This is a genomic window from Streptomyces sp. NPDC003720 (assembly GCF_042875075.1).
Classification (GTDB): domain Bacteria; phylum Actinomycetota; class Actinomycetes; order Streptomycetales; family Streptomycetaceae; genus Streptomyces.
In genome coordinates this window covers 48137-65448 of the sequence record NZ_JBIANZ010000015.1, presented here as the reverse complement: position 1 = coordinate 65448, position 17312 = coordinate 48137, and the positions used below count along the sequence as shown (strand labels likewise).

Sequence of the window (17312 nt, the reverse complement as noted above, 5' to 3'; positions counted from 1 at the left end):
ACGGCTCGTGTCTGCCTGCGGCGCGTGTCAGTTGACTCGGCGGTTGCCCGGCGGAACCTCGCTCCGGTGCATCCCCACCACCACGGACCCCGGCCCCCCGGCGGCCAGACTCTCGCGTATCAGGTGGATGACGTAGTCCCAGCCGGTGCCGCGCGTGCCGATCCACCCGTCCCTGAGCAGCGTGGTGAAGGTGGTGTTGTTCAGGTACCGGGGAACCGACTCCTCGTCGATGCGTGTTCCACCGGACGGCCCGTCGGCTTCGGGGCGCTGAAGCAGTTCCCAGAAGTGCTCCCGCGTCAGGTACATGCCGGGGATGAGGGCGGCGGAGTTCATCATGAAAGGAGTGGTCCGGCACAGCTTGACCATGCTGGGCGTGGAAACCAGTCGCGGGTCTCCCAGTGTCGTCGAGCCCTTCTGGCCGGCCCGAGCCCGCTCCTCCTCGGCCTTGCACTCGTTGTCCACGGCCTCCATCCGCTTCAACTCCCGCTCACCGGTGGCGTCGTGCCAGTACACCCAGCCGCGCCCGCTCTGCCGCATGCGCTTGTACTGGACCATGGCCACGCTCCGGGCCTGCTCGTTCACGTAGATCATGTCGACGCCCATGACGGTCTCGGCGTTCGTGCGGTTGGCGTTGTACACGAACAGCCGATGAGGGGATTCGGAGTTGCGGCGGTAGATCCGCCAGCCGACCTGAACGGCGTCCTCGCCTTGCATGCCGGGGAACCGCATGTAGTCATGGACGATCTGCTGATCCTCAATCTGACGGAGGGCGGGCAACCCTTCGACGAAGGGGACGGACCGGGAGCGGGGATCGTCCCCGCTGAGCGGCTGCTGCCACGCTTCGAGCGGGTCGCGGTCCGCGCCGAACGTCTCAAGGAGGGTGCCAAGCGCGTCCTTCTCAAGGCTCCGCTGCTCGCCCTCCTGCCCTGTCGGAGGGTTGGCCCCCAGGCTGTTCTCCAGGTCGTCCAGCGTCTCGTTCAGTTCCGGCCGCAGATTCCGGACGGCGGCGAGCAGTTTGTCCCCTGCCGCGGGAGACATACGGCCGTCGTCGCCGAGGAACCGGCGGCTGGCCCCCATGGCGTCCTCAAGGTCGACGAGCGGCAGCGGAACCCGGAGCGCGGTGAAGTCCCGGGTGAGCAGGGCGCGTTCGTAGGTACCCGACCGTCTGCCCGGGAAGACGCTGCCCACCCCGATGATCTTGTGCTGCCCGGCGCGGGCGTGGCGGTCGGTGAAGAAGGCGAGACACCAGACCCGCGGCTTTCTCCAGTCCTTGTGCGGGTACGCGAAGGTCCGCTCACCGCGGACCAGCCATGCTGGAGGCTTCTCGGGGAGCCGCTCCATCATCAGCGCGGTGCTGTGCACCAGAGCGACGGCGACCATCTGTGACCTCCTGGATCTTGTGGCACTGGAGGGCCATATTGTTGGGCAGGTCCCCGGCCGGCACGACGCTGTAGCTGCCAATCGGCCATGTGAATGGCGATGTCTCGCCGGTGACGGCGCTGGCGGAGCAAGGTTCAGGAGGAAGATCGTGCACGCCATCGGCCAGGGCACCGTGCTCGGCGACCGCTACGCACTGGACCGTCCGCTCGGCCGCGGCAGAATGGGGCAGGTCTGGCAGGGACGCGACCTGCACCTGGGGCGTCCGATCGCTGTCAAGACGGTCGCTGCGGAACTCCTCGCCGAGGCGGAGGACCGCGACCGGGCACGGCGCCGCTTCGTACGGGAGGCGAAGGCCGCTGCGGCGCTCGACAGCGACAACATCGCCACTGTCCACGACGCGGCCGTCACCGGTGGCACCCACTGGCTCGTGATGCAGCTCGTCGAGGGGGCGACGCTCGGCACGGTCATCGAGGAGGCCGAGGACCAACGGCTCGATGTGGCCTCCGCCGTGGCCGTAGCCGCCCAGATCTGTTCCGGCCTCGCTGCCGCGCACGCCGCCGGTCTCATCCACCGCGACCTGAAGCCCGAGAACGTCATGGTCCGTCGCGACGGCGTGGTGAAGATCCTGGACATCGGTCTGGTGAAACTGATGGCGGACGACGGCCCGAGGCTGACCGCCACGGGCGAGCAGCCCGGCAACCTCCGCTATGCGTCACCCGAGTTGCTGTCGGGCGACGCGGCACTCGACGGACGCAGCGATTTGTACAGCGTCGGCTGCCTTCTGCACCACATGCTCGCCGGAACCCCACCGTTCCCCGCCGAGCGGCCCATGGCCGTCCTGTGCGGGCACCTGCACGACCCACCACCCAGCCTTGCCGCAGCAGGCGTGCCGGTACCGGACGCGCTCCAGGAACTGGTCCTCGCCCTCCTGGCCAAGGACCGCGAGGACCGGCCCGACTCGGCCGCCGAAGTGTACGGCGCGCTCGGGCCGTGGCTGCCCACCGCCCGCCCGGGACCCGGGACCCTGCGCGGCTTCGGCCCCGAGGACCCGCGCCGCCCGTTCGTGCTCCCGCAGGGCCCGTACCCGGTGTGACCGCCCGATCACCGGTCGCGTGAGAATATGCCGTACGGGTGACCGCGCGAACTGGGCAGGAGGCCGGGTACGGCGTGACACGACGGATCAGAGGACACTACGAGCTGGTCGACCGCCTGGGCCGCGGCGGTATGGGTGAGGTGTGGTCGGCCCGGGACCTGCGGCTGGACCGGCCCGTCGCGGTCAAGTTCCTGATGGCGGGCGGCCACGGCGTCGACCTCGACCGCATGGAGCGGCGCTTCCAGCGTGAGGCCCGCCTCACCGCCCGGATCCGCCACGCCGGCGTGCCGGTCGTCCACGAGTCGGGTCGGCTCGACGGGGACGACGGCGACGGCCTGTACCTCGTCATGGAACTCGTGCGGGGCGACACCCTCTCCCAACTCCTCAAGCGGAACGGCCCCTTCCCGATCCACCTCGCCGCCGCGGTCGCCGCACAGACGGCCGACGCCCTGGCCCATGCCCACCGCATCGGCGTCGTCCACCGGGACCTGAAGCAGTCCAACCTGATGCTCACGCCGGACGGCACGGTGAAGGTGCTCGACTTCGGCATCGCGGCGGCCATGGAGCCCGACCCCGACGAACCCCGGCTCACCCGCACCCAGGAAGTGCTGGGCACGCCCGGGTTCATCTCACCGGAACAGGCGGACGGCGGCAGGGCGACGGAGCGCAGCGACCTGTACGCCCTGGGCTGCGTGCTGTACGAGATCATTGCAGGCCGCCCGCCCTTCACCGCGGGTACGGCCGTCGCGCTCCTCTACCGGCACGCGTACGAGGAACCGCCCCCACTCCGTGATCTGCGCGGTGCCGTACCCGCGGACTTCGCCTCTCTGGTCATGCGGCTGCTGGCCAAGTCCCCCGACGACCGCCCGTCGGCGGAAGAGGTCCACGGCGCGGCACGCGCCTGGCTTGCCCGACCGCCCGGCCGGGCCGTCCCCAGAGGCACGTCCGGCGGGCCGGACAGCGCGGCAGCCGCCGGATCCGGCGCCCTGCGGTCCGCTTCCCTCTTCGCGTCGCCCCCCGCCGGCCGTGCCCCGTCCCGACCGATTCCCGTCCCGCGCCCCGCGCCCACCGGAGAAACCGCCCCGGCCGCCGCAGTGCCCCAGGAGATCCTCGACCAGGCCGCCCGGGGCGACCACGCGGGGGCCGCCGCCTCACTGGAGCGGCGACTGCGCGAGGCGGGCCGCCCGCTCGACGACGCTGAGTCCGTGGCAGCGCGGCTCACGCTGTGCGACCTGTTGATGAAGGCCGAGGAGTTCACCCGCGCCTACGACGGCTTCTCCGCCCTCGGCGGCGCGCTCCGCCGCAGCCGCCCCGCGACCGACCCCGCCGTACTGGCCTGCCGGGCCGGCGCGGCCACGTGCCTGGCCGAGCTGGGGCGCACCACTGAAGCGCTGCACGAGTTCGAGGACCTCCTGCCGGTGCAGCGGAAGGCCTTCGGCGCCGCCGACCCGGATGTGTGCGACACCAGGTTCCGGATCGGCTCGCTCGTCGCCCGGACGGGAAGGCTGCGCGAGGCGCGAGACCAGCTCACCGCCCTGCGGCGGGAGCAGGAGCGGATTCTCCCGGTCGACGACGAACGCCACGCGCGGACGGATAGCCTGATCGCCCGGCTGGATCGGATGCTCACCGACCCTCGAGGCCGTGCGTGAACTGTGTTCACGCGATCGTCTCTGGTGCTAGCTTACTGCCGGGGATGGGGCGGAGGCCCCGTATTGCGTAGGGTTCTGGCCGTATGGCAGGCCAAGGGGAGGCGGATCACCGATGACGCAGACAGCTCACCGGGAGCGGGGCACGGCGGCTCCCCAGGAGCGACTGCCCGGGGACGGTGAGCTCGTGGAAGTACGGGGCCAGAGCTGGGTCGTCGCCCGCGTGGACCCCGCCCCGCCCGCCGACGGCGGTCGCACGGCCACCCTCGTCCACCTGCAGTCCGTCGCCGACGGCCGGTTCGGCGACGCCCTGTCCGTCATCTGGGAGGTCGAGCCCGGCCGCCGCATCCTCGACCGAGGCTCGCTGCCCGACGCCTCGACCGGCCAGTACGACCCGCCGTCCCGCCTCGCCGCCTTCCTCGACGCCGTCCGCTGGTCGGCCGTCGCCTCCGCCGACGTCAAGACCCTCCAGGCGCCCTTCCGCTCCGGTGTCGCCGTCGAGCCCTACCAGCTCGAACCCGTCTCCCGAGCCGTCGGCGCCCCCCGCGTCAACCTCCTCCTCGCCGACGATGTCGGCCTCGGCAAGACCATCGAGGCCGGACTCGTCGTCCAGGAGCTGCTGCTGCGCGGCCGCGCCCACCGCGTCATGGTGATCTGCCCGGCTGGCCTCACCCTGAAGTGGCGCGACGAACTCGCCGAGAAGTTCGGCCTGGAGTTCACCATCGTCGACGCCGAGCACTGCGCGCGGCTCCGCCGCACCCACGGCACCGCCGCCAACCCCTTCCGTGTCCACCCGCTCACCATCGTGTCCCTGCCGTGGCTGCGCGGCACCAAGGCGCAGCGCCTCCTCGACGAGGTCGTCCCGCCCCGCCAGGAGACGAACGAGGACGGCACCGAACGCCGCTTCTTCGACCTGCTCGTCCTCGACGAGGCCCACCACGTGGCGCCTGCCGCGCCCAAGCAGGTGTACGCCGTCGACTCGCAGCAGACCAAGCTGATCCGACGCTTGGTCCCCCACTTCGAGCACCGCCTCTTCCTCTCCGCGACCCCGCACAACGGCTACCCCGAGTCGTACACCGCACTGCTGGAGCTCATCGACAACCAGAAGTTCGCCCGCGGAGTCGACCCCGACGAGCAGGCCCGCAAGGAAACCGTCGTCCGGCGCCTGAAGTCCACGATCACCAACCCCGACGGCTCCCCCCGCTTCCGCACCCGTCGCACCCGTGAACTCCCCGTCGAGTACACCGATACCGAGCGCGAGATCCACGGAGTGCTCAGCAGCTTCGCCGACCTGCGCCGCAAGCGCATGACCCCCAAGGCCCGCGGCGGCCGCCGCGCGGCTGACCTGGTCACCCTGCTGCTGAAGAAGCGGCTGTTCTCCTCCCCAGCCGCCTTCCTGCACACCGTGCAGGTCTACCTCTCCCACCTGGACGACACCCGGAGCCGCACCCGCTCGGCCGCCGCCGACGTCCCCGACTGGCTGGAGGACTTCACCGACCTAGTCGCCGAACTCGATGACCTGGGCCTGGCGGAGGCCGAGGACGACGCCCTCACCCGCTCCACCAGCCTCACCCCCCAGGAGGACGGCGAGGAACTCGCCCTGCTCCAGCGGATGGAGCGCTGGGCTCTCACCCACGAAGCCGCCGCCGACTCCAAGGCAGACGCGCTCATCCGCGAACTGAAGGCCATCTGCCGCCCCGACGGTCGCCTCTGGACCAATGAACGCGTCGTCGTCTTCACCGAGTACCGCGACACCCAGAAGTGGCTGCTCAACCTGCTCCAGCAGGAGGAGCTCACCGACGGCGGCCGCGTAGCCGTCCTGCACGGCGGCCTCAGCACCGACGACCGCGAGGACATCCGCCTCGGCTTCCAGGCCCATCCCGCCACCGACGAGGGCAAGGTCCGCATCCTGCTGGCCACCGACGCCGCCAGCGAGGGCATCGACCTCCAGAACCACTGCCACCGCCTGTTCAACTACGACATCCCCTTCAACCCCAACAAGCTCGAACAGCGCATCGGCCGCATCGACCGCTGGGGCCAGAAGACCGACCCGGAGATCACCCACTTCATCGGCGCCGGCTGGGAGAAGGCCGCCGCCGGCTCCTACGAGGCCGACCTGGAGTTCCTCTCCCGTATCGCCCGCAAGATCGCCCGCACCGAGGCCGACCTGGGCTCCGTCAACGCCGTCATCGCCGACGCCGTACAGCGCCGCATGACCGGCGACACCACCCCCGTCGACATTGAGAACGCCAAGCCGAAGCAGATCGCCGGCCGCCGCACCGGCGGCACCGTGGCCCCCGAGCAGAACGTTACCGCTCAGGCCAGGCGCCTCGCCGAGCAGTACCGGGAGACCGTCGACACCCTCGGCCTCACCCCCGCCAACATCAAACGCGTCGTCGACACCGCCCTCGCCCTGGACCACCAGCAGCCCCTCACCCCGCACTACAACGAGGACCTGGACGGCCTCTGGACCGTCCCGCCGCTCTCCGGCACCTGGGAACGCGCCACCCGCGGCCTCGCCCACAAGCTCCGCCCCGCCGAGCAGCGCCCCGTCACCTTCGACCCGCAGGTCGCCGCCCTCGGCCGCGACGACGTGGTGCTCACCCACCTCAAGCACCCGCTCGTCGCCCTCTCCACCCGCCTGCTCACCGCCGCCGTGTGGAACGCCGACACCGTCGGCCTGCACCGCGTCACCGCCGTCGTCACCGACGACCCCGCCGTCGAGACCGCTCTCGTCTCCGCCTACGCCCGCTACGTCCTCGTCGGCAACGACGGCACCCGCCTGCACGAGGAGATCCTGTACGCGGGCGGCTGGTTCGGCGACACCGGCCGCTTCCGCCGCTGGGAGTCCGTACGCACCCAGGGAGCCGTCCTCGCCCGCGCCCTCACCGACGGCACCGAGGCCGCCCCCGACCTGCGCCGCGCCTACGCCGAGGCCTGGCCCCGGCTGGAGAAGCCCCTCCACGACTCCCTCAACGCCCGCGCCCGCGAACGCGGCGCCTCCCTCGAATCGGCGCTGGCCGCCCGCCGCACCGAGGAGGAGAACCGCATCCAGGCCACCCTGGACCGCTTCGAAGCCACCCTGCGCGCCAAACTGAAGGAGGAGGGCGACGACGCCAACGAGCAGATCGCCCTCTTCGGCACCCGCGAGGTCACCACCGCCGAACAGCGCCAGTACCGCGAGGACCGCGAACGCTGGCAGGCCCGCATCGAAGGCCTCGGAGCCGAACGCGACCGCGAACTCGCGGCCATCGCCGCCCGCTACCGCGAACCGAGCTCCCACCTCTTCCCCGTCGCCGTCGTCTTCGTGATCCCCGCAAAGGAAGCCAGCCGATGAGCCGCCCCGCCACCTCTCCCTCCCGTGGCTCGTCCCGCGTCTCCTCCCGAGGCGTGTCCCACGGAGTCGCCGCCGCCAGGGCCAAGGCCCTCGACGGCCGGGGCCAGCACCAGGAATGGCTGGACCTCACCGAGGTCTCCGGCCCCTTCCTCACCATGCCCGTGCTCCTCCAGGCCTGGCCCCAGCTCGACGCCGTCGACAAGGACCAGCGCGCCCGGCTGCGCGCCCGCCACGCCGACTGGCAGGCCGACACCACCTCCGGCCGCGACGAGTGGATCGCCTACGTCCTGCGCTCGCTGCTGGAGTGGGGCGACGCGCTTGCCCTGCACCAGGGCCAGGACGACGACCTCTCCCTGGACCGCCTCACCCTCGACGTCCCCGAGCACAACGCCCGCGTCCGCGCCGACTTCGCCCTCACCGAACCCGGCATCGACCTCGCCGCCGAACCGGACACGGCGTCCGCCGCGAAGCGCGTACGCCTGCTGGGCATGACCGTCCCCAGTGGCACCGCCCCAACTGCCCGCCCGAGCTGGGGCGACGACTGGGCGGCGAGCCCCGCCGACCGCCTCGCCCGGCTCCTACGCCACCACGACGTCCCCCTCGGCCTGGTCACCGACGGCCGCTGGTGGTGCCTCGTCTGGGCCCCCCTCGGCGGCGTCACGACCACCGCCGTCTTCGACGCCATCGGCTGGAACGAGGCCGCCGAACGCAACGTCGTCCGCGCGTTCGTCTCCCTGCTGCGCCGCCGCCGCTTCTTCGAGTACGACGACTCTGAGACCCTGGTCGGCCTGCTGAGGAAGAGCCTCGACGCCGGCGAAGAGGTCACCGAGGCCCTCGGCATCCAGGTCCGCCAGGCCGTCGAGCAACTGGTCGACGCCATCGGCCGCGCCGACGCCAGCGCCATGGAACGCGGCGCCCCCGGCCTGCGCGCGAGTGGCGTCGAGGCGAGCGAGGTTTACCGGGCCGCGGTCGCCGTCATGATGCGCGTCGTCTTCCTCCTCTTCGCCGAGGAACGCGGCCTGCTCCCCGCCGACAACGAGGTCTACGCCCGCTCCTACTCCGCCCGCCTGCTCCGCGCCGAGCTGAAGGCCCGCGCGGACGCCGAGGGCGAGTCCTCACTGGAGTACACGACGGCTGCCTGGCACCGCCTGATCGCGCTGTTCCACGCTGTGCACGGGGGAGTGCAGCACCCGGAGCTGCAACTCCCCGCGTACGACGGCTCGATCTTCGACCCGGACGCCTACCCCTGGCTGGAGAAGAGCTCCCCGCTCCTCCCGATCGACGACCGCACGGTGCTGCACATGCTCCAGTCCGTGCAGGAGGTCCGCGTCGGCACGGGCAGGCAGCGGGAGACCCGCACCCTCAGCTTCCGCGCGCTGGGCGTCGAGGAGATCGGCTACGTGTACGAGGGCCTGCTCTCGTACGACGGCCGGCGTGCCGTCGAGACGATGGTCGGCCTCATCGGCCCGGACGGCGTGGAACACGAGGTACCGCTGCGGGAGCTGGAGTCCCTGGCGGCCACGTCTAGGGACGTGAAGACCCTCGCGAAGAAGATCTACGAGGCGTGGAAGGACCCGAAGCCACCGGCGAGCGTGTCGAGGCTGGAGAAGCTGCTTGCCCCGGTGAAGGACGTTGCAGCGCGGGAAGACGCCCGTCGTCTGTTGAACCACGCCTGCCGTGACGCCGAGCTGGCGGAGCGTCTGCTGCCGTTCTTCGGCATCATCCGGCTTGATCTGCGGGACCTGCCGGTAGTCATCCCGGCGGGTGCGCTGTTCGTGACGGAGTCCTCGCTTAGGAGGAACACAGGCACGCACTACACGCCGCGCCGGTTGGCGGAGGAGGTGGTCCTGCACGCGCTGGAGCCGCTGGTGTACGAGCTGGGGCCGCTCCAGACGGCGGATACAAGTGCGTGGGTGCCGAAGAAGGCCGAGCAGATCCTTGAGCTGAAGGTCGCGGACATCGCGATGGGGTCGGCGGCGTTCTTGGTGGCTGCTTGCCGGTACTTGGCCGACCGGCTGATCGAGGCATGGGAGCGGGACGGGCGCGAGGAAGCGGTCAAGTACCGCGCGGGCCGGGCTGTTGACGCGGTCACTGCGGCAGACGCGGAATCCGACCCGGTAGTGATCGAGGCCCGGCGCCAGGTGATCGAGCACTGCTTGTACGGGGTGGACATCAACCCCATGGCCGTGGAGATGGCGAAGCTGTCGCTGTGGCTGGTGTCCATGGATCCGACGCGGCCGTTCACGTTTTTGGATGACAGGCTGGTCTGCGGAGACTCACTGTTGGGCGTCCACAGCATGGAGCAAATCCTGGCCGTCCACATGAAGCCAGACCAGCAGGCCGACATCCTCGCCGAGCAGGCGCGGGAGTTGGTGGATCAGCTCACGCAGGAGCGTCTGGCGATCACTGCAATCAAGGGCGTCGACCTACCGGCACTCCAGAGGAAACGGCGGCGGCTGGAGGACGTCAACCGACATTCGCGGCGACTGCGGCTTGTTGGGGACCTAATCGCGGGCGCGGCGCTGGCAACGTGCGCGTCGGGTCGAGTGCCGTGGTACGAGGAGGACGGCGGGGAGAGAGTCCGGGACCTGTTTCCGCGGGCTGCGTGGATTGTGCAGAAGATCGCTGCGGCCGGGGTCGAGGATGACTCTGAATTGGTATGGGAGGCTCGGTCCACGGCGGACAAGTGGCTGGCGACTGAGTTGCCGGAAGTGGTGCTGGAACGGTGGCCGATGCATTGGCCGTTGGTATTCCCGGAGGTGTTCACGAAGCGGGGTGGGTTCGATGCGATTATTGGTAACCCTCCGTTTTTGGGTGGGCAGAAACTTACGGGCGCGATGGGTGAGGCGTACCGCGAGTACTTGGTTGATTACATCGCGGCTGGAAAGCGTGGCAGCGCAGACCTAGTGGCGTACTTCGAGCTGCGGGCACATCGATTGCTCAATCCAGCAGGTCAGACGGGCCTGGTCGCTACGAATACCTTGGCGCAGGGTGACAGCCGGGAAGTCGGCCTCGATCAGCTGCAGCGAGCAGGAGTCGAAATCCGGCGAGCTATTAAGAGTGCGCCTTGGCCGTCGAGTTCGGCGGTGCTTGAGTACTGTGCGGTCTGGACGAGTAAGGCTCCGATGCTGGAGCATGCCGTAAGAATACTGGGTGGGGTCGCCGTGCCGCACGGCATTGCCGCAAATCTGACTCCGGCGACGCGGGAGGCTTTCTGGGCCGAACCGCTGGGCGCTAACGATGCTGTGGCTTTCAACGGCTCCTACGTCTTGGGTCTGGGCTTTACGCTGCCTGAGTCGGAGGCTCGCAGTTGGATTGCCGAGGATGGTCGCTACGCCGAGGTCTTGTACCCGTACATCAACGGCAGAGACGTCAACAATCACCCGAGGCATGGCACTGATCGATGGGTCATCAACTTCGGCGAACGGTCGGAGACGCAGGCCAAGATGTACCCGAAGGCCTATGAGAAGGTCTTGCGCGAGGTGAAGCCCGAACGTGACCGTGTCAAGTTCAGTAAATCGGCGCGTGAACAGTGGTGGCTCTACGAGCGTAGGCGCCCTGAGCTCTATCAGCAGCTTGAGCGGCTGCATCGCTGTATCGTAATGGCGCAAGTGAGCAAAGTTGTCATTCCGGTCATGGTGGCAACCGGGCGGGTATTTGATCAGAAGCTCGTTGTCTTTGCTTCTGACAGCTTTGGGTTGCTGGCTTTGTTGAGCAGCGCTCCTCACTACTGGTGGGCCCTCGACAGGAGTGCCACTATGAAGGCTGATCTTAGTTACAGCCCTACCGATGTGTTCACGCCTTTCGTTCGTCCGCTGCTTACAGACGCCCTCCGCTCCGTCGGTGTCCGCCTGGACACTCACCGTCGCGACCTCATGCTCAGCCGCAACATGGGTCTCACCACCACCTACAATCTGGTCCACGATCCTGAATGCCAGGACGAGGACATCATCGAACTCCGCCGTATCCACGCAGAGATCGACAAGGCCACCGTCGAGGCCTACGGCTGGCACGACCTGCTGGACGGGACCGGCCGGGTTCCCCCTGCGGATCCGACCCATGAGGCGTTTCCGCTCGACCACGGCTTCCATGAGACTGACCAGGGCATTCGCTACACCATCGGCCTGCTCGCCCGCACCGAGATCATCGACCGCCTACGCCAGCTGAACCATCAGGCATACGCCGACGAGGTCTACCTCGGCCTGCACAAGAAGCCGAAGAAGTATCCCGACATGCCGCCGCCCTCGGCGGAAGCTAAGCGGCAGCGAGCAGAACAGAGGGGCGTTGCCCCCACTCCCCGAGCCGGATTCGAGGACGGCGGTCTCTTCCCGCCCGACGATGGGCTCTTCTGACGTGAAGCCGACAGCCGCAGCCACCGGCTGGGAGGCACGCGCATGCTGACCAGCAACAGCCAGCCTGAGGTTTGACCTGAGACTCTGCAGTCCGACCGCCCATCGCCGGAGGCCAACTGCCATGCCTTTGCTGTCCGCAGACCACCGCCTCGTTCAGACCGCGGTCATCGGCGATAAGAAGTCCGAACTTGCCATCATCCTCCCCATGGCGGCTGCAGAACTGGCCTGCTGGCGCAAGCAGCACCCCAACTACACTTACTGGTGCGGGATTCTGCTGGGTGGCTGCGGGGAGCCACTGACCGATCGCCTCTACCACTCCAAGGTCTGTCACTTCGCCCACCGCCCGCACCACCGATGCACCCGCACAGCCAACGGAGAGGACAGCGCCGACCACCTCTTCGCCAAGCGCGCGGTGCATCAGTGGCTCGATTCTCAGCGGCTGCGCGGAGGAGTCCACCTCCGCAGCCTCGGTCTGGGTCCCGGAGACGCCCTCGACGTGGACGTGCGCGATAGGGGCCGCCGCCTGCGCTTTCAATTGAGCCCTGTTGAGCACGCGGACTGGCGCCGCATCGCACGCGAACTCGACCGAGACGCGGAAGACAGCGTCGACTGGGTCTTCGGTATGAAGAGCACTCCACCGCATGACCTTCTCTATCGCAGTGGCTATACCTTCCGCATCCGCTTTGAGACCCAAGGCGCGGAGCGTTGTCCTTACATCGGGACCCAGCGCCCGAGCGGCGAGATCGAATGGACTTCATTCGAGGAATGCTGGCTCACCCCAGAGGGGCTACGGACGCCGGCCGTCGAAGAGATTCTCGCCGAGCGACTCCCATCCGCCAGTGCGCCATCACAACCACAATCGCAGAAGCCCATCGCCACGAAGGCGCGAGCCCGGACCCGGGGCGAACTCGTCCAGGACCTGCGCCAGGCACTGGAATTGAACGCTCGGCGACAGACCAGGCCCACATGGCGGCGTCTGGCGCACACAGTGAACATGCGCCTGGATCGGTACAACAGCTCGGAGCTTCGGGACCTTCTCATCGATGTCGATAGGCAGTCCAATCAGGGCGATCCCGTGCTGGCTGCTCTGCTCCGAGCCGAAGAAGGAGGGCCGCTTCCGTACCTCGGCAGCATCACTTACAGCCTCGGGCTGGGGAAGCCTGGCTCGCCTCTTGTCATCAGACGATGGTGCATGCGCGAGGTCGAACGCGCCTTCGCGATGTACGGGGTACCCTCCCGCGCGATTCCGGAGCGCTTGTCGATGACTGCGTTGGAGCGCGGACCCGGCTACCGCGCGTTCCACGATACAGCCGATCGGAGGCGTGACCAGCGTGAGCGTGAGCGGGGACGCCGTGAACTCCGCAAGGTTCAGCAACTGGCCGACCGTGGCCAGCAACTCTTGAGCCGTGTCGAACAGAGCAAGCCGCGTCAACGCCTCCAGAGGCAGCTGACCCACGCACAGCGGTGGCTGCGTGAAGTGGAGGACTGGGGCGGACGGCGGGGCGAAGGCCTCCGCGGTGACGACCTCGCGCAGGCCCGCGATATCGCACGCAGCCTGAACGCCGTGATCGCCTCGGCAAAACAGAGCATTGCTCAACGACGGTCGAACGAGAAGCGCGATGAGCGCGAACGGCGTGCGCAAAAGGAGAAGTCCGCAGTCGCACCTGCCAATACGCCTGTTGCCTTCACATTGGCAGCTCACGCGGAACAGCTGCGGCAAAGGCTAATGCAGGTCGCTCGTGAACGTCGCACCGTCCCCTGGGATGCCCTGACGGGCGGATTATCCGACGACCTTGACGCGCTGCCTTACAGCGCGCGGTGGGAGGCGCTGGCGCGGGTCGACGCCGAATCCGCAACGACCGAACCGTTGTTGTCGGCGCTTGTGACGACTCCGGGAGGCGGGCCCGTTCCGTACTACCGACAAGTGCTCAGGAAGCTGGGGTTCGAGGTACCGCGAACGGACAAGGCACTTCGGATGATCTGGGCGCGTGAACAGGAACGCGCCTACGCGGCGTACAGCGATGCCCCGACGCCGCTGCAACCGCGCCTCGTGCCCAGGGCAGGTGGGCATGGGACCGGGGCGGGGGCCGACCAAGGCGGAAACTGAGCCATGGCACGTTCTTTGCGACCCAGTCCGCGTAGAGGGGGCAGCGTCAGAGATCGGCTCCCTGCGCGGTCCTCGCGTAGGCCACGAACGCAGACCATTCCGCGTCAGAGAAGCCGAGGACCGGTCCCTGTCGGTCCTTCGAGTCGCGGACGTGGACGGTGCCCTGAGCGGGGGCTACCTCGACGCAGTCCCCTCCATCGGAGCCGCTGTAGCTGCTCTTGAACCACCGCAGCGAACCCGCGTCGGCCGTGATCTGCTTGGAGTTCATGCCTCTCCTGCCAGACGTTCGATGAGACGTGCGGACTCCCCGGCGTTCAGAGCCTGTGAGCGCAGCTTGCCATATCGTAGGCCGAAGGCACTTACCTTCCCAGGGTCGGTGACGACGACCCCGACCCCTTGGGATTCGAAGTACCCGAGTTGCCGGTGCTCCAGGGTTTCGAGGAGAACCATCGGGCCGTTGAGCCCCGGATGGAAACCCACGGCCTCCGGCATGATCTGGATCTCGACGTTACGCTGCGCCCCCGCCTTCAGCAGGTGTTCAAGTTGTGCCCGCATCGCGTCCCGGCCGCAGAGGGCGTTGCGCAGCACGGACTCGCCGATGATGAAGGAGAGGTCCACCGGCGGTGTCTTGCTGAGCAGTCGCTGCCTGCTGAGCCGGGCCTCGATGTGCTGCTCGATCATCTCGTCGGGCAGCGGTGGGCAGTGGGCTGTGAACAGTGCCCGCGCATACTCCTCGGTCTGCAACAACCCAGGCACCAGGAGCGGATCGTACGAGAAGCGGCTGACCGCTTCTGCCTCGATGACAGCGAAGTCACGGAAGAACGCTGGCAGTTTGGCCCGGTCCACGTCCTCCTGAAGTACGGCGAGAGCCCCTCTCGCGTCCAGCACCCGCTCGGCCGCGTCCGTGAACGTGGACTTCGCCGGCCGGCGGCCCTGCTCGATGGAGGCCACATGCTCACAGGAGTAGCCGATCGAGTCAGCGAGTTGGGCCTGAGCCATCTTCGCGCGCTCGCGGAAGAGCTTGACCAATTTGCCGTACCCGACCCAGATGGCAGGGTGGTCGTCGTCCCGTTCGCGTCGCCTTGTGCGGCTGTTGTTCGCCATGTGCGTCACATCCCCACGTTTCGCCGTGCCTTCGCGGATCAACGTGGCTCCCCGCCACCCGTCACGGGCCGTGACCCGTACCAATCCGTACCCGACTCGTACAACGCCGCCGGGTACGACCGTCCGCCCTGGCCAGCCTATGTGCGTGACGGGACGGTTACGGTGTGAAGTCAGAAACTCGTGCCTCAGCATGTACACCCCGACCCCAGCCCCCGGCCCTGTCGTTCCGCGTGCAGCTCAGCTCGACCCGGCGAGGGGCTCGGCTCGCCCGGTTGCTCGCTGTGCAACAACTCGTGGACTGGGGGATTCCCCGCGACGGCTGTACGGCATCCACCGTGGCGGCCGTCGTCGCGGAGTTCGCAGCCAACGCCGTCACACACGGCCGCACTCCCGGACGGGACTTCGCCCTGCGCCTGACGCTGACGCCGGAGTCGGTGCGCATCGAGGTCACCGACACCCGGCCGGACAAGCTCCTGCCGACAACCGGGAGGCTGCCCGAACTGGCGGAATCGTCCGTGGAGTCGGGGCGCGGCCTGCTCCTCGTGGAAGCCCTCGCCGACCGCTGGGGCACGGGACCGCGGGACCTCCACACCAAGACCCTGTGGGCCGAGGTCGACCGGGGCCGCCCCGTCCTGGCTGACGACATCGCCGTAAACAGCTCCGGCAACGAGAACGGGAACGGGAGAAGCAACGGCCGAATCTGACATCGGACTTGGCCACGCGCCGCCGCTTCCCCTCGGCGGCGCGTTGGTCCTCGGCGTTCTCGCCCTCCGTACGGCACTCGCCGGATATCGTTCCCGCATGACGTATGGGGGGAACGGGCGCACCGGCGTGTCACCTGATGTCACGCATGACGCCGTGGTCGTGGTGCCGGGGATCATGGGCAGCGCGCTGCGCGACACCACCACGGGGCGCTCGTTGTGGGGCCTGCGTGATCCTCGGTGGCTGGGCGCCTGGCTCCGCGACGACGGAGTGCACCCGCTGCACCTGGATGAGGACGAGCGGTCCGGTAAGTACGGCCGGGTGGAAGCCACCGAGCTGCTGCGCTTCCCCGCCTGGGCGCCGTTCGTGAAGGGCTTCGAGCCCTACAGCGCCCTGCTCGCCGCCGTCGAGCGGACGGTCGAGGACCCGAAGGCCGTACTCGAGTTCCCGTACGACTGGCGGCTGCCCGTCGCCGTCAACGGAGAACTGCTGGCGGAAGCCGCTCACCGTCACCTGGCTCAGTGGCGCGCCAGCAAGGAGCACGATGAGGCGCGCCGACGGCATCCGCACGGGCGCGAGGCCCGCCTGGTGTTCGTCGCCCATTCCATGGGCGGCCTGGTCACCCGGGCGGCCTTCGCCCACGCCGCTTCCCAGGGCAGTGATCTGGCCCCCGAGACCAGGGCAGTGGTCACCCTCGGCACGCCGTTCCTCGGCTCGGTCAAGGCGGCCGTCATCCTCAACGGCGACCGCTCCGGCCGGCTGCCCGCCCGGCTGCGGCGCCGGATGCAGGCCCTCTCGGCGACACTGCCCGGCGTACACGACCTGCTGCCGGACTACCGCTGCGTCGACGCGGGTACGGACGTACACCGTCTGACTCCGGCCGATGTGGCGGCCCTGGGCGGCGACGCGGAACTCGCTCGTGATGCGCAGCTGTTCCAGCAACGCATGCGTGAACAGGGGCCCGTGCTCCCCGGACACCGCGCGGTCGTCGGTGTCGCGCAGCCGACGGCACAGAGTCTGCGCCTCGACGCCGGGGTGGTGCACAAGCAGTACGTCGCGTTCCAGGGGAACGGAAACGGCGAACTGGCCCGCGACGGTGACCGTGTCCCCGTCCGCCGTGACCGGGCAGGAGACGGAACCGTCTACCGGGACGCGGCCCACCTCGCCTCGAATGACCCCCAATGGCTGCCGTTGCAGCACGGCGGCCTGGCCAAGGACAGCGTCGCCATCGAGTACGTGCGAGCAGTGCTCACCGAGTACGACCACGATCTCGGCGCGGCGCTGGGAGACGGTCACATCGGCCTGGACGTCCCTGATTACGCCGCGGCAGACAGGCCTTGGCTGCTGCGGGTGCTTTCCGCGCCGGACTCGGGGCGGCCCGTGAACGCCAGGCCCCGGTGCACCGTTCATGACGCCGCAACCGACCGGCAGATCGCCAGGGCGGACCTCCGCCCCGTCGACGGTGAGCTCGGCGCCCACGTCACCCTGCCCGCACCCGGTCTGTACCGGATCAAGGCCAAGTCCGGAGGCAACGCACCCGTCACCCAACTCGTCCTGGCAATCGATCCCGAGGACGACTGAGACGCGGCCG

At 68.9% G+C, this 17312-nt stretch carries 10 protein-coding genes; 7 read left to right on the top strand and 3 right to left on the bottom strand.

What is annotated here, in order from left to right; genetic code table 11:
* Window positions 1-27: 27 nt before the first annotated feature.
* Complete coding sequence (locus tag ACFYU0_RS32800; RefSeq protein ID WP_389305942.1) at window positions 28-1380, bottom strand: hypothetical protein; 1353 nt, start codon at window positions 1378-1380, stop codon at window positions 28-30.
* Window positions 1381-1528: 148 nt separating this feature from the next.
* Here ACFYU0_RS32800 and ACFYU0_RS32795 point away from each other — a divergent pair, with 148 nt between their 5' ends.
* From ACFYU0_RS32795 to ACFYU0_RS32775, 5 genes are all read left to right on the top strand, one after another.
* Window positions 1529-2473, top strand: coding sequence for a serine/threonine-protein kinase (locus ACFYU0_RS32795; protein WP_389305940.1), 945 nt, complete (start codon window positions 1529-1531; stop codon window positions 2471-2473).
* Between the two features lie 38 nt (window positions 2474-2511).
* Entirely contained in the window at window positions 2512-4122 is a 1611-nt protein-coding gene (locus ACFYU0_RS32790) for a protein kinase (protein WP_389305938.1), read from the top strand.
* A gap of 112 nt (window positions 4123-4234) precedes the next feature.
* Window positions 4235-7456 carry a DISARM system SNF2-like helicase DrmD gene (drmD, locus tag ACFYU0_RS32785; protein ID WP_389305935.1) on the top strand — a complete coding sequence of 1074 codons (3222 nt, stop codon included), beginning with the start codon at window positions 4235-4237 and terminating at the stop codon, window positions 7454-7456.
* A gap of 53 nt (window positions 7457-7509) precedes the next feature.
* Window positions 7510-11808, top strand: a complete 4299-nt coding sequence (locus ACFYU0_RS32780; protein WP_389305933.1) for an Eco57I restriction-modification methylase domain-containing protein — start codon at window positions 7510-7512, stop codon at window positions 11806-11808.
* Window positions 11809-11929: 121 nt separating this feature from the next.
* A complete protein-coding gene (locus ACFYU0_RS32775; protein ID WP_389305931.1) occupies window positions 11930-13915 on the top strand; it encodes a competence protein CoiA family protein in 1986 nt (661 codons plus the stop codon).
* Between the two features lie 46 nt (window positions 13916-13961).
* Here the strand turns inward: ACFYU0_RS32775 and ACFYU0_RS32770 are convergent, their stop codons facing one another.
* Together ACFYU0_RS32770 and ACFYU0_RS32765 are read right to left on the bottom strand one after the other, a co-directional pair.
* Window positions 13962-14183 carry a DUF397 domain-containing protein gene (locus ACFYU0_RS32770; protein ID WP_389305929.1) on the bottom strand — a complete coding sequence of 74 codons (222 nt, stop codon included), beginning with the start codon at window positions 14181-14183 and terminating at the stop codon, window positions 13962-13964.
* Entirely contained in the window at window positions 14180-15019 is an 840-nt protein-coding gene (locus tag ACFYU0_RS32765; RefSeq protein ID WP_389305927.1) for a Scr1 family TA system antitoxin-like transcriptional regulator, read from the bottom strand. The genes ACFYU0_RS32770 and ACFYU0_RS32765 overlap by 4 nt, the downstream gene beginning before the upstream one ends.
* 164 nt (window positions 15020-15183) lie before the next feature.
* Between ACFYU0_RS32765 and ACFYU0_RS32760 the strand changes: the two genes are divergently transcribed.
* Both ACFYU0_RS32760 and ACFYU0_RS32755 read left to right on the top strand, forming a co-directional pair.
* A complete protein-coding gene (locus ACFYU0_RS32760) occupies window positions 15184-15723 on the top strand; it encodes an ATP-binding protein (RefSeq protein ID WP_389305925.1) in 540 nt (179 codons plus the stop codon).
* A gap of 97 nt (window positions 15724-15820) precedes the next feature.
* Window positions 15821-17302 carry an esterase/lipase family protein gene (locus tag ACFYU0_RS32755; protein ID WP_389305923.1) on the top strand — a complete coding sequence of 494 codons (1482 nt, stop codon included), beginning with the start codon at window positions 15821-15823 and terminating at the stop codon, window positions 17300-17302.
* The last annotated feature ends 10 nt before the right edge of the window (window positions 17303-17312 follow it).

Excerpts from the sequence above, each read along its gene's own strand:
- ACFYU0_RS32800 (WP_389305942.1), bottom strand. The coding sequence starts at position 1,380 with ATGGTCGCCGTCGCTCTGGTGCACAGCACCGCGCTGATGATGGAGCGG.
- drmD (WP_389305935.1), top strand. The coding sequence starts at position 4,235 with ATGACGCAGACAGCTCACCGGGAGCGGGGCACGGCGGCTCCCCAGGAG.
- ACFYU0_RS32775 (WP_389305931.1), top strand. The coding sequence starts at position 11,930 with ATGCCTTTGCTGTCCGCAGACCACCGCCTCGTTCAGACCGCGGTCATC.
- ACFYU0_RS32770 (WP_389305929.1), bottom strand. The coding sequence starts at position 14,183 with ATGAACTCCAAGCAGATCACGGCCGACGCGGGTTCGCTGCGGTGGTTC.
- ACFYU0_RS32765 (WP_389305927.1), bottom strand. The coding sequence starts at position 15,019 with ATGGCGAACAACAGCCGCACAAGGCGACGCGAACGGGACGACGACCAC.
- ACFYU0_RS32755 (WP_389305923.1), top strand. The coding sequence starts at position 15,821 with ATGACGTATGGGGGGAACGGGCGCACCGGCGTGTCACCTGATGTCACG.